General features: G+C 57.4%; 18 protein-coding genes, 3 tRNA genes and 3 rRNA genes. 17 read left to right on the forward strand and 7 right to left on the reverse strand.

The genetic code is table 11. The features are described 5' to 3' along the window. The first annotated feature begins 45 nt into the window (after positions 1 to 45). From rluD to dkgB, 9 genes are all read left to right on the forward strand, one after another. Positions 46 to 1,023 carry a 23S rRNA pseudouridine(1911/1915/1917) synthase RluD gene (rluD, locus tag C3F38_RS06405; RefSeq protein ID WP_004932452.1) on the forward strand — a complete coding sequence of 326 codons (978 nt, stop codon included), beginning with the start codon at positions 46 to 48 and terminating at the stop codon, positions 1,021 to 1,023. Then, on the forward strand, positions 1,023 to 1,754 hold the full coding sequence (yfiH, locus tag C3F38_RS06410) for a purine nucleoside phosphorylase YfiH (protein WP_047728873.1): 732 nt from the start codon (positions 1,023 to 1,025) through the stop codon (positions 1,752 to 1,754). Before rluD ends, yfiH begins: the two co-directional genes overlap by 1 nt. Before the next feature lie 130 nt (positions 1,755 to 1,884). Continuing rightward, positions 1,885 to 4,458: an ATP-dependent chaperone ClpB gene (gene clpB / locus C3F38_RS06415; RefSeq protein ID WP_025301647.1), complete on the forward strand. Its 2,574-nt coding sequence runs from the start codon at positions 1,885 to 1,887 to the stop codon at positions 4,456 to 4,458. Between the two features lie 511 nt (positions 4,459 to 4,969). Continuing rightward, a 16S ribosomal RNA gene (locus C3F38_RS06420) occupies positions 4,970 to 6,511 on the forward strand. Between the two features lie 140 nt (positions 6,512 to 6,651). Next, positions 6,652 to 6,727: transfer RNA gene (locus C3F38_RS06425), tRNA-Glu, on the forward strand. 234 nt (positions 6,728 to 6,961) lie between these two features. After that, positions 6,962 to 9,869, forward strand: a 23S ribosomal RNA gene (locus C3F38_RS06430). Between the two features lie 98 nt (positions 9,870 to 9,967). Continuing rightward, positions 9,968 to 10,083, forward strand: a 5S ribosomal RNA gene (gene rrf, locus C3F38_RS06435). Together the 16S, 23S and 5S rRNA genes with 2 tRNA genes alongside form the textbook arrangement of a ribosomal RNA operon. Before the next feature lie 94 nt (positions 10,084 to 10,177). After that, positions 10,178 to 10,254 (forward strand) — tRNA-Asp (locus C3F38_RS06440). Between the two features lie 212 nt (positions 10,255 to 10,466). Further along, positions 10,467 to 11,270: a 2,5-didehydrogluconate reductase DkgB gene (gene dkgB / locus C3F38_RS06445; protein ID WP_055316711.1), complete on the forward strand. Its 804-nt coding sequence runs from the start codon at positions 10,467 to 10,469 to the stop codon at positions 11,268 to 11,270. Between the two features lie 46 nt (positions 11,271 to 11,316). Here dkgB and yafC read toward each other — a convergent pair whose 3' ends face one another. Further along, positions 11,317 to 12,201, reverse strand: coding sequence for a DNA-binding transcriptional regulator YafC (gene yafC / locus C3F38_RS06450; protein ID WP_038871393.1), 885 nt, complete (start codon positions 12,199 to 12,201; stop codon positions 11,317 to 11,319). Between the two features lie 357 nt (positions 12,202 to 12,558). Between yafC and C3F38_RS06455 the strand changes: the two genes are divergently transcribed. Then, on the forward strand, positions 12,559 to 13,332 hold the full coding sequence (locus C3F38_RS06455; RefSeq protein ID WP_033634121.1) for an endonuclease/exonuclease/phosphatase family protein: 774 nt from the start codon (positions 12,559 to 12,561) through the stop codon (positions 13,330 to 13,332). Between the two features lie 52 nt (positions 13,333 to 13,384). Here C3F38_RS06455 and mltD read toward each other — a convergent pair whose 3' ends face one another. Further along, positions 13,385 to 14,767 (reverse strand): murein transglycosylase D, encoded by a 1,383-nt coding sequence (gene mltD / locus C3F38_RS06460; protein WP_055316709.1) that lies wholly within the window; start codon positions 14,765 to 14,767, stop codon positions 13,385 to 13,387. A gap of 71 nt (positions 14,768 to 14,838) precedes the next feature. After that, complete coding sequence (gene gloB, locus C3F38_RS06465; protein ID WP_047728870.1) at positions 14,839 to 15,594, reverse strand: hydroxyacylglutathione hydrolase; 756 nt, start codon at positions 15,592 to 15,594, stop codon at positions 14,839 to 14,841. Positions 15,595 to 15,638: 44 nt separating this feature from the next. Here gloB and C3F38_RS06470 point away from each other — a divergent pair, with 44 nt between their 5' ends. Next, entirely contained in the window at positions 15,639 to 16,358 is a 720-nt protein-coding gene (locus C3F38_RS06470) for a class I SAM-dependent methyltransferase (RefSeq protein WP_055316706.1), read from the forward strand. Here C3F38_RS06470 and rnhA read toward each other — a convergent pair. Further along, a complete protein-coding gene (gene rnhA / locus C3F38_RS06475) occupies positions 16,355 to 16,822 on the reverse strand; it encodes a ribonuclease HI (protein ID WP_033649910.1) in 468 nt (155 codons plus the stop codon). The two genes, C3F38_RS06470 and rnhA, sit on opposite strands and share 4 nt — an antisense overlap. Before the next feature lie 71 nt (positions 16,823 to 16,893). On the opposite strand from rnhA, the gene dnaQ reads away from it, so the two are divergent. Further along, positions 16,894 to 17,637 (forward strand): DNA polymerase III subunit epsilon, encoded by a 744-nt coding sequence (dnaQ, locus tag C3F38_RS06480; RefSeq protein WP_038871384.1) that lies wholly within the window; start codon positions 16,894 to 16,896, stop codon positions 17,635 to 17,637. Positions 17,638 to 17,781: 144 nt separating this feature from the next. Next, positions 17,782 to 17,858, forward strand: a tRNA-Asp gene (locus C3F38_RS06485). Between the two features lie 105 nt (positions 17,859 to 17,963). Here the strand turns inward: C3F38_RS06485 and C3F38_RS06490 are convergent. Further along, a complete protein-coding gene (locus C3F38_RS06490; RefSeq protein WP_055316705.1) occupies positions 17,964 to 20,204 on the reverse strand; it encodes a TonB-dependent siderophore receptor in 2,241 nt (746 codons plus the stop codon). A gap of 229 nt (positions 20,205 to 20,433) precedes the next feature. On the opposite strand from C3F38_RS06490, the gene C3F38_RS06495 reads away from it, so the two are divergent. The 4 genes from C3F38_RS06495 to hpxK all read left to right on the forward strand — a co-directional run bounded on the left by C3F38_RS06495 (position 20,434) and on the right by hpxK (position 24,991). Beyond that, positions 20,434 to 21,312: a siderophore-interacting protein gene (locus tag C3F38_RS06495; RefSeq protein WP_055316703.1), complete on the forward strand. Its 879-nt coding sequence runs from the start codon at positions 20,434 to 20,436 to the stop codon at positions 21,310 to 21,312. A 136-nt stretch (positions 21,313 to 21,448) separates the two neighbouring features. Continuing rightward, complete coding sequence (locus C3F38_RS06500) at positions 21,449 to 22,288, forward strand: MurR/RpiR family transcriptional regulator (protein ID WP_055312038.1); 840 nt, start codon at positions 21,449 to 21,451, stop codon at positions 22,286 to 22,288. A gap of 208 nt (positions 22,289 to 22,496) precedes the next feature. Beyond that, positions 22,497 to 23,741 (forward strand): alanine--glyoxylate aminotransferase family protein, encoded by a 1,245-nt coding sequence (locus tag C3F38_RS06505; protein WP_047730789.1) that lies wholly within the window; start codon positions 22,497 to 22,499, stop codon positions 23,739 to 23,741. After that, positions 23,738 to 24,991, forward strand: coding sequence for an allantoate amidohydrolase (hpxK, locus tag C3F38_RS06510; protein ID WP_055316701.1), 1,254 nt, complete (start codon positions 23,738 to 23,740; stop codon positions 24,989 to 24,991). Before C3F38_RS06505 ends, hpxK begins: the two co-directional genes overlap by 4 nt. Here hpxK and C3F38_RS06515 read toward each other — a convergent pair. Both C3F38_RS06515 and C3F38_RS06520 read right to left on the reverse strand, forming a co-directional pair. Beyond that, positions 24,983 to 25,756, reverse strand: coding sequence for an amidohydrolase (locus C3F38_RS06515; protein WP_055316699.1), 774 nt, complete (start codon positions 25,754 to 25,756; stop codon positions 24,983 to 24,985). The genes hpxK and C3F38_RS06515 overlap by 9 nt on opposite strands. Continuing rightward, a complete protein-coding gene (locus C3F38_RS06520; protein ID WP_055312041.1) occupies positions 25,744 to 26,904 on the reverse strand; it encodes a pyridoxal phosphate-dependent aminotransferase in 1,161 nt (386 codons plus the stop codon). Before C3F38_RS06520 ends, C3F38_RS06515 begins: the two co-directional genes overlap by 13 nt. Positions 26,905 to 26,909: the final 5 nt, after the last annotated feature.

Raw genomic sequence — 26,909 nt, forward strand, 5'->3', positions numbered from 1 at the left:
AAACGGCATCGCCGTGAAAACCCAACGTTAACGAAGAAGCTGCATATGGCACAACAAGTACAACTCACCGCAACGGTGGCCGAATCTCAACTCGGACAACGTTTAGATCAGGCTTTGGCCGAATTGTTCCCTGATTATTCACGATCTCGCATAAAAGAGTGGATCCTGGGCGATCGGGTGAAGGTCAATGGCAAAACGTCAAATAAACCGAAAGAGAAGGTGCTGGGCGGAGAGACCGTCGCCATCGATGCACAGATTGAAGAAGAGGCGCGTTGGGAGCCACAGGATATCGCGCTGGATATCGTCTATGAAGACAGTGACATCCTGGTGATCAACAAACCGCGCGATTTGGTGGTGCACCCTGGCGCCGGTAACCCGGACGGCACGGTGCTCAATGCGTTGCTGCATCATTACCCGGAAATCGCCGACGTGCCGCGTGCCGGCATCGTGCACCGTCTGGATAAAGACACCACCGGTCTGATGGTGGTGGCGAAAACCGTGCCGGCGCAAACCCGGCTGGTGGAAGCGCTGCAGGCGCGTGAAATTACCCGTGAATACGAAGCGGTGGCGATCGGCACCATGACCGCCGGCGGCACGGTAGAAGAGCCAATCGCGCGTCACTCCACCAAGCGCACCCACATGGCGGTACACCCGATGGGTAAACCGGCGGTGACGCACTACCGCATCATGGAACACTTCCGTGCGCACACCCGACTGCGCCTGCGCCTGGAAACCGGCCGTACTCACCAGATCCGCGTACACATGGCCTATATCAGCCATCCGCTGGTGGGTGATCCGCTGTACGGCGGCCGTCCACGTCCGCCGAAGGGCGCTTCGGAAGCCTTCATCAACACGCTGCGCGGCTTTGACCGTCAGGCGCTGCATGCCACCATGCTGCGTTTGTACCACCCGATCAGCGGCATCCAGATGGAGTGGCATGCGCCGCTGCCGCAGGACATGGTCGATCTGATCAACGCGCTGAAGGCGGACACCGAAGAATTCAAAGATCAGATGGACTGGTAATGAATTCACTCATTCTGCCCGACTGGCCGTTGCCTCCCGGCGTTAAGGCCTGCAGCACCACGCGCGGCGGCGGCACCAGCCTGCCGCCTTATGACTCGCTGAATCTCGGCACCCACGTCGGTGACGAGGAGCAAGCGGTGAAGCGCAATCGGGAACGGTTGGTTACCGTCGCCGGCTTGCCGCAGATGCCGGTGTGGCTTGAGCAGGTACACGGCACCCGCGTGGTGACGTTGACGGGGCATCCGCCCGCCGATCTGCGGGCGGATGCGGTGTACAGCAACGTGCCTGGGCAGGTGTGTGCCGTGATGACGGCGGATTGTCTGCCGGTGCTGTTCTGCTCGCAGCACGGCGACGAAGTGGCCGCCGCCCACGCCGGCTGGCGTGGGCTATGCCACGGCGTGCTGGAGCAAACCGTGGCGGCGTTCAGCGCCGCACCGGGCCAGATCCGCGCCTGGCTGGGGCCGGCGATCGGCCCGCAGCAGTTTGAAGTCGGGCCGGAGGTGCGTGCCGCCTTTATCGCGGAAGACGCCGAAGCCGCGGCGGCGTTTACGCCGCACGGCGATAAGTTTTTGGCTAATATTTACTTACTGGCGCGCCAACGTTTGTTGCGGGCAGGCGTGCAGGCCATCTATGGCGGCGACCGCTGCACGGTTAACGAAAAGAGTCATTTTTTCTCCTATCGACGCGATGGAATAACCGGACGTCTGGCAAGTTTAATCTGGCTGATATAACCTATTGAATTAGGACGATCCAACGACGCATGGCGTTGTACCGAAAATTTAGCGTCGAGATAACCTTGAAAATTTGAGGGATGACCTCATTTAATCTCCAGTAGCAATTTCGACCCATCTTGGAGGTGTTATGCGTCTGGATCGTCTTACCAACAAATTCCAGCTTGCCCTCGCCGATGCCCAGTCACTAGCCCTTGGGCACGACAACCAGTTTATTGAACCGCTACATCTGATGAGCGCCCTGCTCAATCAGGAAGGGGGCACGGTTCGTCCACTATTAACTTCCGCAGGTATCGATGCCGGGCGCGTGCGCACCGAAATCGAACAGGCGCTGTCCCGTTTACCGCAGGTAGAAGGTACCGGTGGCGACGTTCAACCGTCCCACGAGCTGGTGCGCGTCTTGAACCTGTGCGACAAGCTGGCGCAGAAGCGCGCGGACAAATTCATTTCTTCCGAGCTGTTTGTGCTTGCGGTGCTGGAAGACCGCGGCTCGTTGACCGACTTGTTGAAAGCGGCCGGCGCAACGGCCGACAAAATCAGCAAAGCCATTGAACAAATGAGAGGCGGTGACAGCGTGGAAGACCAAGGCGCCGAAGACCAACGGCAAGCATTGAAGAAATACACGATCGATCTGACCGAACGCGCCGAGCAGGGCAAACTTGACCCGGTAATCGGCCGTGATGAAGAGATCCGCCGCACCATCCAGGTGCTGCAGCGCCGTACCAAAAACAACCCGGTGCTGATCGGCGAACCCGGCGTGGGTAAAACCGCCATCGTCGAAGGCCTGGCGCAGCGCATCATCAACGGCGAAGTGCCGGAAGGGCTGAAGCACAAGCGCGTATTGTCCCTCGATATGGGCGCCTTGATCGCCGGTGCCAAGTACCGCGGCGAGTTTGAAGAGCGCCTGAAAGGCGTGCTCAACGATCTGGCCAAGCAGGAAGGCAGCGTTATCCTGTTTATCGACGAACTGCACACCATGGTCGGCGCCGGTAAGGCGGATGGCGCGATGGATGCGGGCAACATGCTCAAACCGGCGCTGGCGCGCGGCGAGCTGCACTGTGTCGGTGCGACTACGCTCGACGAGTATCGTCAGTATATAGAGAAGGATGCGGCGCTCGAACGTCGTTTCCAGAAAGTGTATGTGGCGGAGCCGAGCGTGGAAGACACCATCGCTATCCTGCGCGGCTTGAAAGAGCGTTACGAACTGCACCACCACGTGCAGATCACCGACCCGGCCATCGTGGCGGCGGCAACGCTTTCGCACCGTTATATCGCCGATCGTCAATTGCCGGACAAGGCTATCGACCTAATCGACGAAGCGGCGTCCAGCATTCGTATGCAGATGGATTCCAAGCCGGAATCGCTCGACAGGCTTGAACGCCGCATCATTCAGTTGAAGCTGGAACAACAGGCGTTGAATAAAGAGTCTGACGACGCCAGCAAGAAACGCCTGGACATGCTCAGCGACGAGCTGGGACAGAAAGAGCGCGAATATTCGGAGCTGGAAGAAGAGTGGAAAGCGGAAAAAGCCTCGCTCTCCGGCACCCAGAACATCAAGGCCGAACTCGAACAGGCCAAAATCACCCTGGAGCAGGCGCGCCGCGTCGGCGATCTGGGGCGGATGTCGGAACTGCAGTACGGCAAAATTCCTGAGCTGGAGAAACAGCTCGCCGCCGCCACGCAGGCCGAAGGCAAGAGCATGAAGCTGCTGCGCAACCGGGTGACCGATGCGGAGATTGCCGAAGTGCTGGCGCGTGCGACCGGTATCCCGGTGGCCAGAATGCTGGAAGGGGAGCGTGACAAACTGCTGCGCCTGGAGCAAGAGCTGCATTCGCGGGTTATTGGCCAGGACGAAGCGGTCAGCGCGGTCTCGAATGCTATCCGCCGCAGCCGCGCCGGGTTGTCCGATCCTAACCGGCCGATCGGTTCGTTCCTGTTCCTCGGCCCGACCGGGGTGGGGAAAACCGAGCTCTGCAAAGCGCTGGCTTCGTTCCTGTTCGACAGCGACGACGCCATGGTGCGTATCGACATGTCCGAGTTTATGGAGAAACACTCCGTTTCTCGTCTGGTCGGCGCGCCTCCGGGTTATGTCGGCTATGAAGAGGGCGGTTACCTCACGGAGGCCGTGCGCCGCCGGCCTTATTCGGTGATTCTGCTGGATGAAGTCGAGAAAGCGCACCCGGACGTATTCAATATTCTGTTGCAGGTGTTGGATGACGGCCGACTGACCGATGGTCAAGGCCGTACCGTCGATTTCCGCAATACCGTGGTGATCATGACGTCCAACCTGGGCTCCGATCTTATCCAGGAGCATTTCGGTCAGATGAACTACGCACAGATGAAAGAGTCGGTGATGGAGATGGTGAGTCACCACTTCCGTCCGGAGTTCATCAACCGTATCGACGAAGTGGTGGTGTTCCATCCGCTGGGCGAGAAACACATTGCTGCAATTGCCAAGATTCAGCTGTCGCGTCTGTACAAGCGTTTGGAAGAGCGCGGTTACGAAGTGACCATGACCGAACCGGCCCTGGCGCTGTTGAGCAAAACCGGTTACGACCCTGTGTATGGTGCGCGTCCGTTGAAACGCGCTATTCAGCAGGAGATCGAGAATCCGCTGGCGCAGCAAATCCTGTCCGGTAAGCTGATCCCCGGCAAGCTGGTCACGCTGGATGTGGAAAACGACCATATCGTTGCTCGCCAATAACGGCGATTAAGGATAATAAAGATGAAAGGGAGCGGGGGACCGCTCCCTTTTCTTTATCTTCGTTTGTCCCTATTTACAGGGGTTGCCGCTATTACTGCCCTAAAACCAGCATTTTTTGACTAATAAACATCCTAAAAAGGCATTTTTGGTGGTTATTTGAGCGCTTGAAAAGTTTTTTGCAATTAGGGGTTGCGGCCCGCCGAGAACTCCCTATAATGCGCCTCCACTGACCGGGAACAACGACTGAGAAGCCGCCGGGTCAGCGAGACGAAAGCGAAATAAACGCTTGACTCTCTGGGTGAAAAGCGTAATATACGCAGCCCGCGCCGATGAGTTTCTCGGCACTGCTCTTTAACAATTTATCAGACAATCTGTGTGGGCACTCCACAAGACGATATCCAGCATCTTCGGATGCAAAAAAATATCAAGTCTTGAAGAGTGACTAACTGAAGTAAAATTCATGCAGTAAATCTTTGAGCATCGCTTCTCGAGTGGAAGCAAATCAAGCTTTTAATTGAAGAGTTTGATCATGGCTCAGATTGAACGCTGGCGGCAGGCTTAACACATGCAAGTCGAGCGGTAGCACAGGGGAGCTTGCTCCCTGGGTGACGAGCGGCGGACGGGTGAGTAATGTCTGGGAAACTGCCTGATGGAGGGGGATAACTACTGGAAACGGTAGCTAATACCGCATAACGTCGCAAGACCAAAGAGGGGGACCTTCGGGCCTCTTGCCATCAGATGTGCCCAGATGGGATTAGCTAGTAGGTGGGGTAATGGCTCACCTAGGCGACGATCCCTAGCTGGTCTGAGAGGATGACCAGCCACACTGGAACTGAGACACGGTCCAGACTCCTACGGGAGGCAGCAGTGGGGAATATTGCACAATGGGCGCAAGCCTGATGCAGCCATGCCGCGTGTGTGAAGAAGGCCTTCGGGTTGTAAAGCACTTTCAGCGAGGAGGAAGGTGGTGAACTTAATACGTTCACCAATTGACGTTACTCGCAGAAGAAGCACCGGCTAACTCCGTGCCAGCAGCCGCGGTAATACGGAGGGTGCAAGCGTTAATCGGAATTACTGGGCGTAAAGCGCACGCAGGCGGTTTGTTAAGTCAGATGTGAAATCCCCGGGCTCAACCTGGGAACTGCATTTGAAACTGGCAAGCTAGAGTCTCGTAGAGGGGGGTAGAATTCCAGGTGTAGCGGTGAAATGCGTAGAGATCTGGAGGAATACCGGTGGCGAAGGCGGCCCCCTGGACGAAGACTGACGCTCAGGTGCGAAAGCGTGGGGAGCAAACAGGATTAGATACCCTGGTAGTCCACGCTGTAAACGATGTCGATTTGGAGGTTGTGCCCTTGAGGCGTGGCTTCCGGAGCTAACGCGTTAAATCGACCGCCTGGGGAGTACGGCCGCAAGGTTAAAACTCAAATGAATTGACGGGGGCCCGCACAAGCGGTGGAGCATGTGGTTTAATTCGATGCAACGCGAAGAACCTTACCTACTCTTGACATCCAGAGAACTTAGCAGAGATGCTTTGGTGCCTTCGGGAACTCTGAGACAGGTGCTGCATGGCTGTCGTCAGCTCGTGTTGTGAAATGTTGGGTTAAGTCCCGCAACGAGCGCAACCCTTATCCTTTGTTGCCAGCGGTTCGGCCGGGAACTCAAAGGAGACTGCCAGTGATAAACTGGAGGAAGGTGGGGATGACGTCAAGTCATCATGGCCCTTACGAGTAGGGCTACACACGTGCTACAATGGCATATACAAAGAGAAGCGACCTCGCGAGAGCAAGCGGACCTCATAAAGTATGTCGTAGTCCGGATTGGAGTCTGCAACTCGACTCCATGAAGTCGGAATCGCTAGTAATCGTAGATCAGAATGCTACGGTGAATACGTTCCCGGGCCTTGTACACACCGCCCGTCACACCATGGGAGTGGGTTGCAAAAGAAGTAGGTAGCTTAACCTTCGGGAGGGCGCTTACCACTTTGTGATTCATGACTGGGGTGAAGTCGTAACAAGGTAACCGTAGGGGAACCTGCGGTTGGATCACCTCCTTACCTAAAGATATTAGTTCGAGTGGCGTGCTCACACAGATTGTCTGATGAAAAAGTAACGAGCAAAGCGCTACCTGTTGATGCCATGAGTTACTCATGCTGATACGAACCGATTAAGTTATTCAGTTTAATCGGATTTTCGTGTCCCCATCGTCTAGAGGCCTAGGACACTGCCCTTTCACGGCTGTAACAGGGGTTCGAATCCCCTTGGGGACGCCATTCCGATAATGAGTGAAAGACATTATCACCGGTCACGACAGGCCGAAAAAATCTTAAAGATGACTTGCGAGTCATGTTTAAGATATTGCTCTTTAACAATCTGGAACAAGCTGAAAATTGAAACATGACGGCTGAAATTTATCCCTCCGTAGAAGTACTGGGGTAAAGAGTAACCTGTCATAGAGTCTCTCAAATGTTTGCAGCGCGAACGATGGAAACATCTTCGGGTTGTGAGGTTAAGTGACTAAGCGTACACGGTGGATGCCTAGGCAGTCAGAGGCGATGAAGGGCGTGCTAATCTGCGAAAAGCGTCGGTAAGGTGATATGAACCGTTACAACCGGCGATACCCGAATGGGGAAACCCAGTGTGTTTCGACACACTATCATGTCATGAATACATAGTGGCATGAGGCGAACCGGGGGAACTGAAACATCTAAGTACCCCGAGGAAAAGAAATCAACCGAGATTCCCCCAGTAGCGGCGAGCGAACGGGGAGGAGCCCAGAACCTGAATCGGCTTGTGTGTTAGTGGAAGCGTCTGGAAAGTCGCGCAGCAAAGGGTGATAGCCCCGTACACTAAAATGCACAGGTCGTGAGTTCGATGAGTAGGGCGGGACACGTGACATCCTGTCTGAATATGGGGGGACCATCCTCCAAGGCTAAATACTCCTGACTGACCGATAGTGAACCAGTACCGTGAGGGAAAGGCGAAAAGAACCCCGGCGAGGGGAGTGAAATAGAACCTGAAACCGTGTACGTACAAGCAGTGGGAGCACCTTCGTGGTGTGACTGCGTACCTTTTGTATAATGGGTCAGCGACTTATATTTTGTAGCAAGGTTAACCGTATAGGGGAGCCGTAGGGAAACCGAGTCTTAACTGGGCGAATAGTTGCAAGGTATAGACCCGAAACCCGGTGATCTAGCCATGGGCAGGTTGAAGGTTGGGTAACACTAACTGGAGGACCGAACCGACTAATGTTGAAAAATTAGCGGATGACTTGTGGCTGGGGGTGAAAGGCCAATCAAACCGGGAGATAGCTGGTTCTCCCCGAAAGCTATTTAGGTAGCGCCTCGTGAACTCATCTTCGGGGGTAGAGCACTGTTTCGGCTAGGGGGCCATCCCGGCTTACCAAACCGATGCAAACTCCGAATACCGAAGAATGTTATCACGGGAGACACACGGCGGGTGCTAACGTCCGTCGTGAAGAGGGAAACAACCCAGACCGCCAGCTAAGGTCCCAAAGTCATGGTTAAGTGGGAAACGATGTGGGAAGGCATAGACAGCCAGGATGTTGGCTTAGAAGCAGCCATCATTTAAAGAAAGCGTAATAGCTCACTGGTCGAGTCGGCCTGCGCGGAAGATGTAACGGGGCTAAACCATGCACCGAAGCTGCGGCAGCGACGCTTAGGCGTTGTTGGGTAGGGGAGCGTTCTGTAAGCCGTTGAAGGTGGCCTGTGAGGGTTGCTGGAGGTATCAGAAGTGCGAATGCTGACATAAGTAACGATAAAGCGGGTGAAAAGCCCGCTCGCCGGAAGACCAAGGGTTCCTGTCCAACGTTAATCGGGGCAGGGTGAGTCGACCCCTAAGGCGAGGCTGAAAAGCGTAGTCGATGGGAAACAGGTTAATATTCCTGTACTTGGTGTTACTGCGAAGGGGGGACGGAGAAGGCTAGGCTAGCCGGGCGACGGTTGTCCCGGTTTAAGCGTGTAGGGGGTGTGACCTGGTAAATCCGGTTGCATACCAACCCTGAGGCGTGATGACGATGCACTACGGTGCAGAAGTAGTTGATGCCCTGCTTCCAGGAAAAGCCTCTAAGCTCTAGGTAACATTAAATCGTACCCCAAACCGACACAGGTGGTCAGGTAGAGAATACCAAGGCGCTTGAGAGAACTCGGGTGAAGGAACTAGGCAAAATGGTGCCGTAACTTCGGGAGAAGGCACGCTGGCATGTAGGTGAAGTCCCTTGCGGATGGAGCTGAAGCCAGTCGAAGATACCAGCTGGCTGCAACTGTTTAATAAAAACACAGCACTGTGCAAACACGAAAGTGGACGTATACGGTGTGACGCCTGCCCGGTGCTGGAAGGTTAATTGATGGGGTCAGCCGCAAGGCGAAGCTCTTGATCGAAGCCCCAGTAAACGGCGGCCGTAACTATAACGGTCCTAAGGTAGCGAAATTCCTTGTCGGGTAAGTTCCGACCTGCACGAATGGCGTAATGATGGCCAGGCTGTCTCCACCCGAGACTCAGTGAAATTGAACTCGCTGTGAAGATGCAGTGTACCCGCGGCAAGACGGAAAGACCCCGTGAACCTTTACTATAGCTTGACACTGAACATTGAGCCTTGATGTGTAGGATAGGTGGGAGGCTTTGAAGCGTGGACGCCAGTCTGCGTGGAGCCATCCTTGAAATACCACCCTTTAATGTTTGATGTTCTAACTCGGCCCCATAATCTGGGGTGAGGACAGTGTCTGGTGGGTAGTTTGACTGGGGCGGTCTCCTCCCAAAGAGTAACGGAGGAGCACGAAGGTTAGCTAATCACGGTCGGACATCGTGAGGTTAGTGCAAAGGCATAAGCTAGCTTGACTGCGAGAGTGACGGCTCGAGCAGGTACGAAAGTAGGTCTTAGTGATCCGGTGGTTCTGAATGGAAGGGCCATCGCTCAACGGATAAAAGGTACTCCGGGGATAACAGGCTGATACCGCCCAAGAGTTCATATCGACGGCGGTGTTTGGCACCTCGATGTCGGCTCATCACATCCTGGGGCTGAAGTAGGTCCCAAGGGTATGGCTGTTCGCCATTTAAAGTGGTACGCGAGCTGGGTTTAGAACGTCGTGAGACAGTTCGGTCCCTATCTGCCGTGGGCGTTGGAAGATTGAGAGGGGTTGCTCCTAGTACGAGAGGACCGGAGTGAACGCACCACTGGTGTTCGGGTTGTCATGCCAATGGCATTGCCCGGTAGCTAAGTGCGGAAAAGATAAGCGCTGAAAGCATCTAAGCGCGAAACTTGCCTCAAGATGAGTCTTCCCTGGGCCTTTAAGGCCCCTGAAGGAACGTTTAAGACTAAGACGTTGATAGGCTGGGTGTGTAAGTGCAGCGATGCATTGAGCTAACCAGTACTAATGATCCGTGAGGCTTAACCTTACAACACCGAAGGTGTTTTTAGAGAGATTTTCAGCGAAGTTCCGAGATTGGTTCTGATGGCGACACGAGAGTGAAGCGGTTGGAATAAAACGAATTTGCCTGGCGGCAATAGCGCGGTGGTCCCACCTGACCCCATGCCGAACTCAGAAGTGAAACGCCGTAGCGCCGATGGTAGTGTGGGGTCTCCCCATGCGAGAGTAGGACACTGCCAGGCATCAAATAAACGTTATCAGTGTGACGACTGGTAATGCGCAATTCGCAGAGCGCGATTTTGCCGGCATCGAGAGATGCAACGTAAAAGAATCGGTGGAGCGGTAGTTCAGTTGGTTAGAATACCTGCCTGTCACGCAGGGGGTCGCGGGTTCGAGCCCCGTCCGTTCCGCCACTTAATTGATAAACCCTGAGTCTCTGACTCAGGGCTTTTTCATATGCAAAATTCACGAAATATCGTCGAATTTTCCACCGCTCCTGCCGCTTTTTCTCAATATTGTTGCCTGCTAGGCAAAAGTTTTATGCCGAACCTGGCATTTTTGCTCACTAAAAATATTGCCATACTCTTCGCATCGCTATTTATCCACTAATGAGAGAGTAAACATTGTGAGCATTCCTGCATTTGGTTTAGGTACTTTCCGCCTTCAGGATCAGGTCGTTATCGACTCGGTAAGCACGGCGCTGGAACTGGGCTATCGGGCTATCGATACCGCACAGATCTATGAAAACGAAGCGGCCGTCGGCCAGGCTATCGCCGCCAGCGGTGTGCCGCGTGACGAGCTGTTCATCACGACCAAAATCTGGATCGCGAATCTGGCCAAGGGGTCATTAATTCCCAGCCTGCGAGACAGCTTGGTCAAACTGCAGACCTCGTATGTCGATCTGACATTGATTCACTGGCCATCGCCAAACGATGAGGTGCCGGTCGCCGAGTTTATGGCTGAATTGCTGGAAGCCAAGCGATTGGGGCTAACCCGTCAGATAGGGGTATCCAATTTCACGGTCGATCTGATGCAGCAGGCGATTGACGCGGTCGGTGCCGATCAGATCGCAACCAACCAGATCGAACTGTCGCCGTTCTTGCAGAATGAAAAAGTGGTGGCGTTCGCACGGCAGCATGGCATTGCCATCACCTCTTATATGACGCTGGCGTATGGCAAAGCGTTGCAGGAGGAGACGATAAAGCGTATCGCGGCGCGGCACAATGCGACGCCGGCACAGGTGGTCCTGGCCTGGGCGCTGAAGCTCGGCTACGCGGTGATCCCTTCCTCGACCAAGCGTGAAAACCTGGAAAGCAACCTGCTAGCGCAGCAGCTACAGCTGAGTGATGAAGATATGGCACAGATTGCCGCGCTGGAAAGCAACGGCCGGTTGGTCAGCCCGGAAGGTCTGGCACCCGATTGGGACTAATCTTCAGATATGATGACCTCAGGCGCTCTAGAGAGCGCCTTTTTTATCACTTTAACCGCTCGCTGATAAAATCGATAAAGCTGCGCAGGCGGTTACTGACGGCGCTATCGCTGTAGTACACCGCGTTGATCGGCATTTCGAGTGGCAGCGTGTCCTCCACCAACAGGGGGACCAGATCCCCGCGTTTGACGTCTTCATCACTCATAAAGTCCGACAGGCAGGCGATGCCGTTGCCGTGCAGGCACAGGTGGCGCTGGGTTTCGCCGCTGTTGGTGGTCAGCCCTGGAACGATCTCCAGTTGGCGGCCATCGGCACAGGCCAGCGGCCACCGGTTTAGGTTAGGCAGGTCGTTAAAGCCGATGCAGCAATGGTGTACCAGATCGGCCACCGTCTTTGGCGCGCCATACTGCGCCAGGTAGGCGGGGGAGGCCAGGATGCGCCGATAGCTGGCCATCAGCTTGCGCGCTTTCAGCGTAGAGTCCGTCAGCTCGCCGACGCGGATTGCGATATCCACTTTCCGTTCGATCAAATTGATGAAGTTTTCCGAAGAAACCAATGATAGTGACATTTCCGGATAGCGTTCACGAAACTCGGCGACCAGCGGCGTCAACAGATGCAAGACGACCGGCGTTGCGGCATCGACGCGCAGCAGCCCCTGCGGGCGTTGGCGGCTTTCCAGCAACGCATTTTCCGCTGCGGCCATATCGCTCAACACCTTTTGCACCTGCCGAAAGTAGTTTTCGCCTTCCTGGGTCAGGCTGATTTGGCGTGTCGTGCGGTTGAGCAGGGTCACGCCCAGTTTGCTCTCCAGTTTTTTTACCGTACGGCTAACCACGGAGTTGGCCTGCTGCAGGCGCTCTGCCGCTCGGCTGAAGCTGCCGCTCTCCACTACGGTGACGAAGGTGATAAGCTCGTCCGAATTCGCTTTCATTTTCATTCTTGCTCCACAGGCAAACATCGTTTGAAATTTTGAGCGATTTCGTCATTTAATCACGTCGAGGCATCGCCGTCACCCACTTGAGCGCGAACCTGTACATTCCTTTATCCCGTGCGCATTTTGCTGGCCTTTTCGCATTTTTCACCTCTGATGCGTCACCTTTACACAGCTATACCCTCAGAATATTGAAATCACCGCAGACGGCCCCTATAACTGAAAAGGTTATGCCTGTAAAAGCCATGCCCTCTGTGCGGGGCAGGCGTATAATCAATTCACCGTTGGCGAAGTCTTCATCGCCAGTTTCATGCTAATGGGTAATAGGCGAATCGCGTGCCGAAACGAACTTATGCAATGAGGTATGTTGCAGGCCAACCAGTCGAGCGAATTTTTCCTGGCGCCGTTAACCAGCCGTTACCGCCAGGGGCTGCGCTGCCGACGACCGGCGCTCTGCGTGTCATGGTATGGAATATTTTCAAACAGCAACGAGCCGACTGGCTTTCGGTGTTGAAAAATCATGGCAAAGATGCGCAGCTGGTGTTGTTGCAAGAGGCGCAAACCACGCCGGAGCTGGTGAGCTACGCTACCGCCAACTATCTGGCGGCCGATCAGGTGCCGGCCTTTGTGTTGCCGCAACATCCTTCCGGCGTGATGACGCTGGCAGCCGCTCATCCGGTTTACTGCTGCCCGCTGCGTGAGCGTGAGCCGCTGCTGCGGCTGTCCAAATCGGCCTTGATCACCGTTTACCCGCTGTACAATGGCGAGCTGTTGATGGTGGTGAATATCCATGCGGTGAACTTCAGCCTGGGAGTCGACGTCTACAGCAAGCAGCTGGGGCCGATTGGCGAGCAGATCGCCAGCCATCGGGGGCCGGTGATCATGGCGGGGGACTTCAACGCCTGGAGCCGTAAACGTATCAACGCGCTGTATGACTTTGCCGGCGAAATGGCGCTGCGCGAGGTGAGCTTCACCGACGATCACCGCCGCAAGGCCTTTGGTCGCCCACTGGACTTCGTGTTTTACCGTAACCTGGGTGTGGTGGAGGCCTCGGTGCTGGTGACCAGCGCGTCGGATCACAATCCGTTGTTGGTGGAGTTCCACCCGGAAAAAGACTCCCCCGTCTGGTGAATCGCAGGTAATAAAAAAGCACCCCGAGGGGTGCTTTTTTTGTGCCGGTAATTTAGGTATCCGGCGTTAGCTTGTTGCCGACAAACAGGGTCAACTTCAGACCGGGTTGTAGACTGCCTTTACCGAGCGTTGAATTCCAACGCATCACGTCGTTAATATCGACGCCGTGACGACGTGCAATGCTGGCGAGCGAATCACCTTTGCGAACCTGATAGGTGATACTGCTGTTACTGCCCGTATTGCTGGCCACTTGCAGGGTTTGCCCAACTTTTAGGGCGCTCTTGGCGCGCAAGTTGTTCCAACTCTGCAAATCGCTGGTCTTAACGTTCAGCCGCTTGGCAATGCCCGATAAAGTGTCACCGGAGCGTACTTTATACGAACTGCCACCGGACAAACCGCTGTTCTTCGCCAACTGCGTCGTTGGCTGAGTCACGGCGATCTGGCCATCGGCCAGCGAGTCTTTCAGCTGATCGGCGTGCCCTTTTGGAACCATAATGTAATGGGGCCCGTTAGGTGCCGTAACGCCTTTTTTGTAACCTGGGTTATACGCTTTCATCTTGGTGACCGAAAGCCCTGCCATCTCAGCCGCCTGAGTCAGCTGGATCTGCTGTCCGACATCGATACGCGCCAGCGCACGGGTTTCATCCGTTTTCGGGAGTTTCACGCCGTACTTCTTGCTGTTCTTGATGATGTCGCTCAGCGCCAGCATTTTCGGGACATAGATTGACGTTTCACGCGGAAGCGACAATGCCCAGAAATTGGTTGGCTTACCCTGGCGTTTGTTTGCCTTCACCGCTTGCATCACGCGGCCTTCACCACTGTTATAGGCGGCTACGGTCAATAACCAGTCGCCGTCAAACATGCGGTTCAAGCGTTGCATCATGTTAAGCGCAGCGGTTGTCGAGGCGACGACATCGCGTCGACCGTCATACCACTGATTGTTTTTCAAACCATAATTTCGACCCGTTTGCGGCACGATTTGCCATAGCCCTGCGGCGTTGGCACTTGACGTGGCGTGTGGGTCAAAAGCGCTCTCCACTATGGGTAGCAGTACCAGTTCCATCGGCATATTACGTTTCTTAATCTGCCCGACTATCCAGTACATGTACGGCTCTGCCCGTAATGTTACATCGTGGAGATAGCTCTTACTTTTTAAGTACTTTCTTTTCTGATCACGGATCCGGGAATTTTCCGGAACCTCCATCTTCAGCTCGTCGCTAATGAAGTTCCACAGGTCCTGTTGCGCGGCGGGACTGTTGTTATCCAACCACCGCGCCGAGCTCGCTCGGCCATTTGCTGTGTACTCTCCTGCTTCACCATCTTGACCAGCCGAAGACAAACTCTGTGCATGCTGTTCTGGCGCCGGTGCGTCCTGCCTGGACGACTGGCAACCCACTAGCAAGACTGAGGCGAGAAATATCGCTTTAGCCTTCATGTGTGTGTCAATGTAGTTGCTTAAAAGACGAGCAATAATACTTTGCTTCGCCAAATAACACAACTAAAAGCTTAGAAGTTATCTTTCCGCAGGCGTAATTCGGAAAAAACTGAATGAAGGCTTTCTGGTGGTGAGTTAAAGCCTAATTTCTTTTGTAAATCAGCGTCATGGCAACGTAAAAACAGGTTAATTTTGCGCTCTAATTGCAATGTGGTCGGCACGCTGGCTTGGCCTTTTGCCCTTAACGCTTCAACATGTTGTTGATATGTTTCAATCTCTCGATCTTCCGGCAAAATAGCCCGCGCAAACTTAAGATTTGAAAGAGTATATTCATGCGCGCAGCAAATTAAGGTGTTATCGGGAAGTTGCGCGAGTTGTTGAAATGAGTCGTACATTTGTTTGGCGGTGCCTTCAAACAGCCTGCCGCAGCCGGCAGAGAACATTGTGTCGCCGCAGAACAGATAAGGGGCACTATAGAATGCCACATGGCCTAACGTATGGCCGGGGACGGCTAACGTCCTGTACTGGCGTCCATCGATGTTAAAGGTGTCGCCGTCGCGGACGATGTGATTGGCGCCTTTGTCTGCGGTTTCTTGCGGCCCATAGACGGCCAGGCCGGGATACTGAGCCACGATCTGCGCCACGCCGTCGACGTGATCGTGATGGTGGTGGGTCAGCAGGATCGCCGCCGGCACCAGCTGCAGGCGCTGCAGCGCTTCGAGCACCGGCTGCGCCTCACCCGGATCGACGATAATGCAGCGTCCCTGCCGGTCATCCAATAACCAAATGTAATTGTCCTGGAAGGCGGGAATGCTGATAAGATTCATGGTGTACCTCTCGTTGGCAACGGCTTGAAAGAAGATAATAAATCATGAAACCAGCCCATTCTCTACAAAAGCTCACCGGCCCGCAGTCCTGGGCGGAGCTGCCGTGGGGGGAGTACTATCGTGAAGCGCTCGAGCGGCAGTTGCAACCCTGGTGGCCGAAGCTGTTCGGTTTCCATCTGCTGAAGATGGGCATGCTCAGCGCCGAGTTGGCCACGGACAAATGCGCGATTTCCCATCAGGTCAACGTAGGGCTGGAGGGCGAAGGGCTGCAGGTGATCGCCGATGCTTATCAACTGCCGTTTGCCGCCAAGTCGGTGGATGCCTGCCTGTTAGCGCATACGCTGTCCTATGCGGACGATCCGCATCGCATGTTGCGTGAGGTGGACAGGGTATTGATCGACGACGGCTGGTTGGTTATCAGCAGCTTCAATCCGTTCAGCCTGCTGGGATTGGGCAAGCTGGTGCCCGGGTTGCGTCATCGCCAGCCCTATGTCAGCCGCATGTTTACCCAGATGCGGCTGTTGGATTGGCTTAGCCTGCTGAATTATGAGGTGCTCCACCAGGCGCGTTTTCACGTGCTACCGTGGCATCGCCTGGGCGGAAAATTTTTATGCACCCATTTGCCGGCGCTGGGCTGCATGAGCGTGATTGTGGCGCGCAAACGCACCTTGCCGCTGACGCCCACGCCGATGAAACTGGGGGCGAGAAAACCGTCTCTCAGCCGCGCGGTGGGCGCGACCAAGAGCTACCGCAAACTGCCTTAGGCTTCCGGTTGGTAACCGACGTCTTCCTGCGTCGGCTTGCCGGCCGCTTCGCGCGCCAGCACGTCACAACGTTCGTTCTCCGGGTGGCCGGCGTGGCCCTTGACCCATTCCCATTTTACCTCGTGGCGCTGAATGGCCAGATCCAACCGCTGCCACAGATCGACATTCTTGACCGGCTTTTTGTCGGCGGTTTTCCAGCCGCGCTTCTTCCAGTTATGGATCCAGCTGGTGATGCCCTGGCGCACATACTGGCTGTCGGTGCTGAGCGTCACGGCGCAGGGTACGGTCAGCGCTTCCAGCGCCACGATCGCCGCCATCATTTCCATGCGGTTATTGGTGGTCAGACGAAAACCCTCGCTGAAGGTTTTTTCCGTCTGCTTATAGCGTAATATCGCACCGTAACCCCCGGGGCCGGGATTGCCAAGGCAGGAGCCATCGGTGAAAATTTCTACCTGTTTGAGCATCTCTGGTAGACTCTTCCTATCAGTTTTTAAAAGCCAAGTCTGACATAAACGAGCGCTGTGAGCACTGCAATATGATCTCTACAACCACCAGACAGATTGTCCTCGATACCGAAACCACCGGTATGAACAAGCTTGGGGTGCACTACGAAGGGCACCGCATCATCGAAATCGGTGCGGTGGAGGTGATTAACCGCCGCCTGACCGGGCGCAATTTCCACGTTTACATCAAGCCGGATCGGCTGGTGGATCCGGAAGCTTACGGCGTACACGGCATCAGCGACGACTTCCTGGCCGACAAGCCGACCTTCGATCAGGTTGCCGACGAATTCCTCGACTTTATCCGCGGCGGCGAGCTGGTGATCCATAACGCGGCGTTCGACATCGGCTTTATGGATCACGAATTCCGCATGTTGCAGCAGGGTATCCCGAAGACCGAGACCTTCTGCACCATCACCGACAGCCTGCTGATGGCGCGCCGCCTGTTCCCGGGCAAGCGCAACAACCTCGATGCCTTGTGCAGCCGTTATGAGATAGACAACAGCAAGCGTACGCTGCACGGCGCATTGCTCGATGCCGAGATCCTGGCGGAAGTCTATCTGGCGATGACCGGCGGTCAGACCTCGATAGCGTTCCAGATGGAAGGTGATACCCAGCAAAACGACGCCGCGCAAGAAATTCAGCGCATTGTCCGCCCGGCGACCGCGATGAAAGTGGTCTACGCCAGCGACGAAGAAGTGAAGGCGCACGAGGCGCGTCTGGATCTGGTGGCGAAAAAGGGCGGCAGCTGCCTGTGGCGCGGTGCGCCGGCCGAGTAGCGGCATTTTTGCACGAAAAAAACGCACCGGATGAACCTTCGTTGAAAAACTGTGCAAACGGTTCATTTGGTGAGAAAAAGGCGTTGACGGAACCGAGAGGCGTCCGTAATATGCGCCTCGTTCCCCCGCAAGAGGGAATGGCGCGGAGCGGTAGTTCAGTTGGTTAGAATACCTGCCTGTCACGCAGGGGGTCGCGGGTTCGAGCCCCGTCCGTTCCGCCACTATTCAGAAGCCCTGAGTTAGCGATAACTCAGGGCTTCGTCGTTTCTGCTCTCGGCAAAACGGTGCGGCCCAATGAACGGGGCCGGCAGACCGGCCCCTTATCCTCAGAACAACACCGAGTAGTTCAAGCCGAAGGTGCGTCCGCGGCCTTTATAACTGTACAGCTCAGGTGAGCCGTAGGTCGGGCTGTACAGGATCGGCGCGCGTTGGCCCCAAACGGTGGTGTACTCTTTGTCCAGCAGGTTTTCCACGCTGAAGCTGATTTTCCCCACCGGCAGGGTATAGCTGCCGAGGAAGTCGAGGGTGTTGTAGCCATCGATCTTGCGGCCCCGGGTGGAGTTGGCCTTGGTGTAATCGCCGTCGTCCGACACGTCGAAGGTTTGCTGCGACTGTAAGCGCAGATTCCAGTCGCCCGGCGCCCAGCCGACATAAGCGGTAACTTTCGATGGGCTGGCGGTATCCACCACCAGCTTCTTCCATTCGCCGTTGACCTTGGTTTCGGAACGGATAACGTTGAAGTTGGTGCCGGCGCTCCAGTCGCTGTCTTCAAAGAAATAATCCACCGCGCCTTCCACTCCATAGATGCGGCGCTTGTCCGCATGGACGTTGATGGTCATGTCGGTTTTGTTGATGGCGATGCTCTTGTCGGACAGCGAATAGTAGGCGGCGATTTGCGTGCGCAGGTTATCGCCGCTATAGCGCCAACCCAATTCGTAGGCATTGACCTTGATGCCTTGCAGCTTGGAATCACCGACGTTGACGCTCTTCAGCAGCCGGTAATGGCCGCCGTTCAACGCGTAGGTGCCGTTGCCGTAATACTTGCCCGGGTCCGGGATCTCGAAGCCCTGAGAGAAGTTGAACCAGGTTTGCTGGCGATCGGTCAGGTGCGCCAACAGGCCGGCGTTGAACAGCGCGTTGTTATAGTCGGTTTTCCCTCCCGGTATCGCGTCGGCGGACGTCGCGGCGCCGGTGGCCATCGCCTGCTGTTGGTTATAGCCGACGAAGTCGTCAATCTTGTTTTCGGTGTACTGGTAACGCACGCCACCGCTCAGGGTGAAGATCGGGTTGATGTCGTAGCTGGCCTGCAGGAACGACGCCAGGTTGCTGGTGGTATAGCTCGGGTAGCGGCCGGTATTGTAGGCGTTCTCCAGCGTCATGCCGCCGGACTGTTGCGCTTTCGCCAGGTTGAAGAACTGTTGGTTGGCGTTGAAGCTCTCATGCTCGGCGTCGATGCCGTAAGTCAGCGTCAGTGCATCGACAGGCTTGCTGTTTAACGTCAGCTTGCCGCCGTAGAAATCGGTTTTTTGCTGCGAAGCGCCAATGCTGCTGACGTAATAGTTCGGCGCTTTGCCCGCCAGCGTCGGGAACGGGTAGAAGGTCAGGGTTTCGTCGCGGTAGTAGACCTGTGCCACCAAATCCTGGCCGAGGAAATCGGTGTTGGAATACTGCAGGTTGATCAGATGGCGTTCGGTGCCGGGGATACGGTCGGAATTTAAGTTGCCGCTGTTGTATGCCTTGGCGTTGCCGGTCACCGCCGCAAAGTTCTCTCCCAGGAACAGACCGTGATCGCCGTCGGATTGGCTTTTATAGTATTGAGTGGTCAGCTGCAGCTGTTGGTGTTCGTCGATGTTGAGGGTGCCGGTGCCCATGACGTCGAGGCGATCGGAATACTGCAGGCCGGTTTGGGTATTGTCGATCAGCACCTCGTTGCCTTTACCGTCATACCAGCCGCCGTAGCGCTGATAAGAAACGGACAGGCGCCCCGAGGCGTTGTCGTTGCCACCGCTGACCGCCGCCGCTACGTTTTCGTCGTGATCGTTATGGCCGCCAAAGCCGGTTTTACCGCCGATCTGTAATTCGACCTGCTGTTCCCGCTGCCCCTTTTTGGTGACGATGTTGATCAGGCCGCCGGTGCTGCCACCGCCGTACAGCGAGGTCGCGCCGGAAATCACCTCAATATGATCGATATTGAACGGATCGATAGAATCCAATTGGCGGCTGTCGCTGCGCGATGAATTCAGGCGTACGCCGTCGATCATCACCATCATCGAACGGCCGCGCATATTCATGCCATAGTTGGTGCGGCCCTGGCCGCTGACGTCCATGCCGGGGATCAGCTGCGCCAACATGTCCTTGATCTCTTTACCACCCTGAACCTGCTGTTCGATCTCCTGGCTTTCAATGATCCAGGTCGTCTGCGCCATTTCCGCCGCGCTACGGTGCGAACGGCTGGCGGAGACCACCAACTGCTCTTCGTTGCCGGCTTTCTGATCCTCTGCCCAAGCCGCCGGCGCAAGCATTGCCAGCAAACAAGGTTTCAATACCCAAAGGTGTTTGCGTTTCATCGTTATTTCCCAGGTGATATTGTTATTACGTTATTTTTGAGAATGATTCTTTTATCAATAACGTTTCTTGTTATCAATAAAATCATGATATGATTTTTTGCGATACATTAACGTAATTAATTAGTTTTATTAACATTTTACCCCCTGCACGATCGCGCACTCCACGCCGTCAAACGGTAGCCGATCGGCCATACGTATAAGCGACAGCCGTTGCCGGAGAATCGAGAACATGTCCGCCAGCTACAGAATTTTTGATATCACCTTGAAAAGCAAAACGCTGATTTCACCTTCGCTGGTGCGCTGCGTGTTTGAAGGTGCGGATATTCATCGGATGAAGCTGGAAGCGCCGGATCAGCGCATCAAACTGTTGTTCCCGGCGGCGGACGGCAAGATCCCGCAGTTGGTCAACGGCCCGGACTGGTACGGCGATTACACGGCGATCCCCAAAGAACAGCGTCCGGTGATGCGCACCTATACGCTGCGTGCGCTGCGCCGTGAGCAGAATCAGATGGACGTCGAATTCGTGCTGCATGGCGTGAACGGCCCGGCTTCCGCCTGGGCGACCCACGCCGAGCCGGGTGACGCCCTTCAGACGGTCGCCCCCAACGCTGACTTCGACGGCGACAGCGGCGGCTACGAATGGGTACCGCCGGCGCAGTTGCAGCAGGCGCTGTTGATCGCGGATGAGACGGCGGTGCCGGCGGCGATGGGGATTCTGGAGCAGCTGGCGCTGCAGGCCAATCCGCCGCGAGTGCAGGCATTTTTTGAGGTGCCGGTGGCGGGGGATTGCCTGGATTTGGCCCGTTTCCCGTTCGCCGAGGTTTACTGGCTGCCGCGTGACGTGGGCCAGCAACTGGCGCATGGTACGCTGCTGGTGGAGGCGGTGCGCCAGCGGGTCGATATCCCCGCGTCGGCGTGTGCGCAGGCGCAGTCCCTGGCGGAAAGCAGCCTGAGCGATGAGGTGTTGTGGGAGCGTGCGGCCGGCGGTAACGCTTTTTATGCCTGGGTGGCGGCCGAGTCTTCCACGGTGAAAACGCTGCGGCGTTATCTGATCGGCGAACGCGATCTGGATCGCGCTACCGTCAACTTCATGGCCTATTGGTGCTGAACGCGCGGCCCTTTTCCGGCATTGACGCGGGAGAAGGGCATGCCGCTGCCATTCCCAACCAGCGAATAATCGCTTGCCAGCGGGTAGTTCGACCGTGTTATGTTCCGCTGAAACGAAGGTTACAGCGAGAACGATAATGCAACGGTTCGACGAACGCCTGCGCCGCGACTACCCACAGCTGACGCCGCAGGAGCAGCGGGTGGCTGACTTCATCTTCGATCACTATGACGATTTGATCGGTTACAACAGCGCCGAGCTGGCGCGCCTGAGCGGCGTTTCCAAAGCCACGGTCAGCCGCTTGTTCAAACGGCTGGGCTACCCCAACTACCGCGCCATGCGCGATGAGCTGCGCACCCTGCGCCAGAGCGGCATGCCGCTGACCGACAGCCGTGATGCGGTGCAGGGCGATACGCTGTTGGCACGGCACTGTCAGCAGGAAATGGCTAATCTCACCCGCTGGGTAAAGCAGATCGATGCGGTGCAGTTCAGCGCGGCGATCGCCGCACTGGCGCAGGCGCGAGGCGTACTGCTGCTGGGGCTGCGCAACAGCTATCCGGTGGCGATGCACCTGCGCCAGCAGCTGATGCAGGTGCGTGAACAGGTGCTGTTGGCGCCGCAGCCGGGGCAGACGCTGGCGGAAGATCTGGCGGGGCTGACGCCGCAGGACGTGGCGGTGGTGGTGGCGTTCCGTCGCCGGCCGCGCCAGATAAAGGCAGTGCTGGCGCTGTTGCAAAGCCGCGGGGTGCCGACGCTGTTGATCTGTGAACCGCAGGCGCAGGCGTTGTTCCCATTGGCCAACTGGCACTTGACCGTGCCGCTCGACAGCGTGTCGGCCTTTGACAGCTATGCTGCCGCCATGAGCCTGGCCAGCCTGCTCAGCAATGCGTTGCTGCATGAGCGGCTGGCGCAGGGGCGGCAGCGCATTCATCACGTCGCCGAACTGTTCCAGGCGCTGGACGAACTGGAGCTGCGTTAAGCGCGGCAGGTCATTTCCCTTCCTGCACCTTCCGCCGTTTAAGGCGGATCGGTCACCTCATTGTGTTACTTTGGTTTCATTAATTGATCATAAGAATCTTTTGTTTCAACTGAATCCCTATCGGGAGTAGGCTGTTGGGCAGCAAACAAACGTCATGTCGACGCTGACGGCATAACTCAATAACTTACTAAGCTGACAGGGAATGAACATGTTGGATATCTCGCAATTCGATCAGATTAACCCGCCGGCGCGCCTGCTGATGGGGCCGGGGCCAATTAACGCCGATCCGCGCGTGCTGCGTGCCATGTCGAGTCAGCTGATCGGCCAGTACGATCCGGCGATGACCGGTTACATGAATCAGGTCATGGCGCTGTACCGCGCGCTGTTCCGCACCGAAAACCGCTGGACGATGCTGGTGGACGGCACCTCACGCGCCGGCATCGAAGCGCTGCTGGTTTCCGCCGTTCGGCCGGGCGATAAGGTGCTGGTGCCGGTATTCGGCCGTTTCGGGCATCTGCTGTGCGAGATTGCCCGCCGCTGCCGTGCCGAGGTACACACGATCGAGGTACCGTGGGGCGAGGTGTTCAGCGCCGATCGCATCGAAGACGCGATTAAGCGAGTGCGCCCGCGCCTGCTGCTGACGGTGCAGGGCGACACTTCCACCACCATGCTGCAGCCGCTGCATGAGCTGGGCGATATCTGTCGTCGCCACGGCGTGCTGTTCTATACCGATGCGACGGCTTCCTTCGGCGGTAACCCGCTGGAGACCGATGCCTGGGGGCTGGATGCGGTCTCCGCCGGGCTGCAGAAGTGCCTGGGCGGCCCCTCCGGCAGCTCGCCGGTCACTCTCAGCCCGCAGTTTGAAGAGATTGTGCGCCGCCGTAAATGCGTGGAGGAGGGGATCCGCACCGCCGAGCACGCCGACGGCGACGACGAGATGATCTACTCCAACTATTTCGACATCGGCATGATCATGGATTATTGGGGGCCGGAGCGCCTCAATCACCATACCGAAGCCACCAGCATGCTGTTCGCGGCGCGAGAATGCGCGCGGGTGATCCTCGAAGAAGGGCTGGATCATGCCATCGCCCGCCACCGGCTGCACGGCGCGGCGATGCTGGCGGGCATCCGGGGCATGGGGCTGGCGGTGTTCGGCGATGTCGAGCACCGCATGAACAACGTACTTGGCGTGATGATCCCGCCGCAGGTACAGGGTGAACAGGTACGGCAGATGATGCTGAACGACTTTGGCATCGAAATCGGCACCTCGTTCGGCCCGCTGCAGGGCAAGATCTGGCGCATCGGCACCATGGGCTACAACGCGCGCAAAGATTGCGTGCTGCAAACCCTGGCGGCGCTGGAGGCGGTGCTGAACCGCCTCGGTTTCGCCAGCAAGCAGGGCGAGGCGTTGCAGGCTGCCTGGAACGTTTATGACGCAGGCAAGCGTGGATGACGCCGCTGGAGGCACAGCAGGCCGCCGCACGGGTGATGGCGCGCTGTGACGAACTGGCGGCGATCAGCGCAGAGCCCGATCGGCTGACGCGTCTTTATCTCTCTGCCGAACATCGGCGCGCCAATCACCGGGTCGGGGAGTGGATGCGTGAGAGCGGCATGCAGGTTTGGCAGGACAGCGTCGGCAATATCTGCGGCCGTTATGAGGGGCACACGCCCGGTGCCCCCGCGCTGCTGCTCGGTTCGCATTTGGACACGGTGCGTAACGCCGGGCGCTATGACGGCATGCTCGGCGTGCTCACGGCGCTGGAAACGGTGGCGCACTATCACCGTCAGGGGCATCGATTACCGCTGGCGCTGGAGGTGATCGGCTTTGCCGACGAGGAGGGCGCGCGCTTTGGCGTCACGCTGCTCGGCAGCCGCGGCCTGACCGGCCAGTGGCCCGCAGAGTGGCTGGCGCGCACTGATGCCGACGGCGTGAGCATCGCGCAGGCGATGCGCGACTTTGGGCTGGATCCGGCGGCGATCGCGCAGGCGCGTCGCGCACCAAACGAAATTCGCGCCTATCTCGAATTACATATCGAACAGGGCCCATGTCTGGAGGCGGCCGATTTGGCGCTGGGCGTGGTGACGGCGATCAATGGCGCGCGCCGGCTTAACTGCACTTTCAGCGGCGAGGCGGGCCACGCCGGCACGGTGCCGATGGGGCAGCGCAAAGATGCGCTGGTGGCCGCGGCAGAATGGATCACGGCGGTAGAAACGCTGACCTGCGCCGCTGATTCGCCACTGGTGGCCACCGTCGGCTGCATCGAGAGTCTGCCGGGCGCGGTCAATGTGATCCCCGGCGAGGTGAAATTGACGCTCGATGTGCGTGGCCCGCAGGATGCGCCGCTGGCGGCGCTATTGACGGCGTTGCTGGCGCAGGCGCAGGCGATCTGCGCGCGGCGCGGTGTGCGCTTCGCCAGCGAGGCGTTTTATCGCATCGATGCCACCGCCTGCGACGCGGGCCTGCAGCGCCGCTGGCAGGCGGCTGTCGCACAAGTGCAGGGCCGTAGCTTGGCGTTGCCGAGCGGCGCCGGACACGACGCCATCGCCGTGGCGGCGCAATGGCCGGTCGGCATGCTGTTCGTGCGTTGCGCCGGTGGCGTCAGCCATCATCCGGACGAAGCGGTGCGGCAGGTGGACGTGGCGCTGGCGATCCAGGCCTATTGCCTGATGATCGCCGGCTGGGAGAAGGGGGAATCAGTCTAAACGCAGAAAGCTGTCGGCATCGCGCCAGGCCGGGAAGGCGCTGCGGTAACTCTGCAGGGTTTCCAGCGACAGCTCGGCGTCCAGCTGCGTGGCTGCGCCGGGCTCCGCATTCGCCAGGATCTCGCCCTGAGGGCTGATGATTAAGCTGTCTCCGCTGTAGCTCAGGCCGTTGGGATCTGCGCCCACCCGGTTGCAGCCCGCCACGTACACCTGGTTTTCAATCGCCCGCGCCGCCAGCAGCGTTTGCCAATGGCTGCTGCGAGGTGCTGGCCAGTTGGCGACGTACAGCGCCAGATCGTAATCCTGCTGATAGCGCGCCCAGACCGGGAAACGCAGGTCGTAGCAGATCTGGGGCAGGATGCGCCAGCCGCGCCATTCGAAAATTTCACGCCGGTTGCCGGCTTGGTAGTGCAGATGTTCGCCGGCCATGCGGAACAGGTGGCGTTTGTCATAGGCATGCACCTGGCCGCCCGGCTCGACCAGCAGGAAGCGGTTGACCGCACCCTCGTCAGTTTTCAGCGCCACGCTGCCGCCGATTAACGCGTGGCTTTTCACCGCCCAAGCGTGTAGCCAGTCGATCACCTGCTGTTCGGGCAGGGCGCTCTCGCCGGCATCCATGGCGAAACCGGTGGTGAACATCTCCGGCAAGACGATGAGATCTCGGCCGACGATCGGCGCCAGCAACGCATCGAAAGCCGCCAGGTTGGCGGGGCCGTCGCGCCAGACCAGCGGTTGCTGCAACAGGGTAATTTTTAAAGTCGACATAACCGCTCCGCAGCTGCATCCAGCGTAGCGTCTTGTTTAGCGAAGCACAGCCGGATCAATTTATGGGGGAAAGGATCGGCACAGAAGACCGACAGCGGAATGGCCGCCACGCCCACGTGCTCGGTTAACCAATGGCAGAATGCCACATCGTCCAGATCGGAGATGGCGCTGTAGTCCGCCAGCAAGAAGTATGTACCCGCGCAGGGTAAAATTTCCAGTCGGCTGCTCGCCAGCGCCTGCACAAAGCGGTCGCGTTTGGCGCGATAGAACGCCGGCAGCTGTCGCCAGTGCTCCGGCTCGGCGCGCAGGCTATCCGCCAGCGCCAGCTGGGCCGGGGTATTGACCGAAAAGGTCAGGTATTGATGCACTTTGCGCACCTCGGCGCTCAGCGCGGCGGGCGCCACGCAATAGCCCACTTTCCAGCCGGTCATGTGGAAGGTTTTGCCGAAAGAGGACACCGCGATCGCGCGTTGGCGCAGCTGCGGGTGGGCCAGCACGCTGGCGTGCCCGCCTTTGGCGAAGCAGATGTGTTCGTAAACCTCGTCGCTGAGCACGTAGATTTCGCGTTCGGCGATAGCGTGCCACAACTGCTGCATGTCTTCCGCCTGCCAGGCGGTGGCGGACGGGTTGTGCGGCGTGTTGACGATCACCAGGCGGGTGCGCGGCGACAGCGCGGCGGCGAACCCTGGCCAATCCACGGCAAACGCGGGCGGCTGCAGGGCGATGCGTTTGAGTATGCCGCCGGCCAACGTGACCGCCGGCGCATAGCTGTCGTAGCTGGGATCGAAGCAGACCACTTCGTCGCCGGGGCGCACCAGCGCGCTGATGGCGGCGAACAGCGCTTCGGTGGCGCCGGCGGTGACGGTCACTTCGGCGGTGGCGTCCGGTTGCCAGCCATACAGCTCGGCGGTTTTGTCGGCGATGGCTTCGCGCAGCGGCGTCACGCCGGTCATCGGCGCATATTGGTTGGCGCCCTGGGCGACGTGCCAGGCCAGACGTTCTTTCAGGTAGTCCGGGCCGTCGAAATCGGGGAAGCCCTGTGACAGGTTGATCGCCTGGTGCTGCTGCGCCAGCGCGCTCATCTGGGTAAAGATGGTAGTGCCCAGTGAGGGCAGTTTACTTTCGGGAACCAATGCGGAAGTGCTCATAGCAG

Origin of the sequence: Serratia sp. SSNIH1 (genome assembly GCF_002935055.1) — a bacterium.
Lineage (GTDB): Bacteria > Pseudomonadota > Gammaproteobacteria > Enterobacterales > Enterobacteriaceae > Serratia > Serratia nevei.